Origin of the sequence: Candidatus Clostridium stratigraminis (genome assembly GCF_045310675.1) — a bacterium.
GTDB classification, from domain to species: Bacteria; Bacillota; Clostridia; order Clostridiales; family Clostridiaceae; genus Clostridium_AT; species Clostridium_AT stratigraminis.
The window spans coordinates 1-1,821 of record NZ_JBJHZZ010000041.1 but is presented as its reverse complement, the minus strand read 5'-3'; the positions used below and the strand labels follow the sequence as shown (position 1 = coordinate 1,821).

The following is a 1,821-nucleotide window of genomic DNA, read 5'->3' as shown; positions in this document are numbered from 1 at the left end:
CTGATCCAGAGTACCACGAGACACGTGAAACCTTGTGGGAAGCAGGGAGGACCACCTCCCAAGGCTAAATACTACCTAGTGACCGATAGTGAAGCAGTACCGTGAGGGAAAGGTGAAAAGAACCCCGGGAGGGGAGTGAAATAGAACCTGAAACCGTGCGCTTACAAACAGTGGGAGGACGTTAAAGTCTGACCGCGTGCTTTTTGTAGAACGAGCCAGCGAGTTACGATGTGCAGCAAGGTTAAGTACTTAAGGTACGGAGCCGAAGGGAAACCGAGTCTGAATAGGGCAAATAGTTGCATGTCGTAGACCCGAAACCGGGTGACCTATCCATGGACAGGATGAAGCGGAAGTAAAATTCCGTGGAGGTCCGAACCACATTGGTGTTGAAAAACCATGGGATGAGCTGTGGATAGCGGAGAAATTCCAATCGAACTCGGAGATAGCTGGTTCTCCTCGAAATAGCTTTAGGGCTAGCGTCGAGTAATTAAGTAGTGGAGGTAGAGCACTGAATGGGCTAGGGGCCTTTAAGGTTACCGAACCCTATCAAACTCCGAATGCCATATACTTGTATCTCGGCAGTCAGACTGCGAGTGATAAGATCCGTAGTCAAAAGGGAAACAGCCCAGATCATCAGCTAAGGTCCCTAAGTGTAAGTTAAGTGGAAAAGGATGTGGGATTTCTAAGACAACTAGGATGTTGGCTTAGAAGCAGCCACTCATTCAAAGAGTGCGTAATAGCTCACTAGTCGAGAGATCCTGCGCCGAAGATGTCCGGGGCTAAAACTTACCACCGAAGCTATGAATGTACCGTAAGGTACGTGGTAGAGGAGCTTTCTGCATTGGTTGAAGTCATACCGTAAGGAGTGGTGGACGATGCAGAAGTGAGTATGCTGGCATAAGTAGCGAGAAATGAGTGAGAATCTCATTGGTCGAAAACCTAAGGTTTCCTGAGGAAGGCTCGTCCGCTCAGGGTTAGTCGGGACCTAAGCTGAGGCCGAAAGGCGTAGGTGATGGACAATCGGTTGATATTCCGATACCGGAAGTGGCGTTATTAGAGATGGAGTGACGCAGAAGGATAGGATGTGCACACTGTTGGATTAGTGTGTCTAAGTATTTAGGTTTCTAGGTAGGCAAATCCGCCTAGAGTAACTGAGATATGATGGGGAGCGAAATTTAAGTAGCGAAGTATCTGATTCCATGCTGCCAAGAAAAGCTTCTATCGAGGTAGCTTCCGCCCGTACCGCAAACCGACACAGGTAGGTGAGGAGAGAATCCTAAGACCAGCGGAAGAATCGTTGTTAAGGAACTCGGCAAATTGACCCCGTAACTTCGGGAGAAGGGGTGCCATAGAAATATGGCCGCAGAGAATAGTCCCAAGCAACTGTTTAGCAAAAACACAGGTCTCTGCTAAAGCGAAAGCTGATGTATAGGGGCTGACGCCTGCCCGGTGCTGGAAGGTTAAGGGGATGACTTAGCGCAAGCGAAGGTTTGAACTTAAGCCCCAGTAAACGGCGGCCGTAACTATAACGGTCCTAAGGTAGCGAAATTCCTTGTCAGGTAAGTTCTGACCCGCACGAATGGCGTAATGACTTGGGAGCTGTCTCAACAACGAATCCGGCGAAATTGTATTGCGAGTGAAGATGCTCGCTACCCGCGATTGGACGGAAAGACCCCGTAGAGCTTTACTGTAGCTTAGCATTGAGATTCGGTATTGTCTGTACAGGATAGGTGGGAGACTGAGAAACAGGGTCGTTAGGCCCTGCGGAGTCAACCTTGGGATACCACCCTGACAGTACTGAGTTTCTAACGATAGCCCATG

General features: G+C 49.1%; 1 rRNA gene. It reads left to right on the top strand.

Features of this window, described 5'->3' with window-relative positions:
* A 23S ribosomal RNA gene (locus ACJDUG_RS17750) occupies positions 1 to 1,821 on the top strand; the annotation flags it as partial.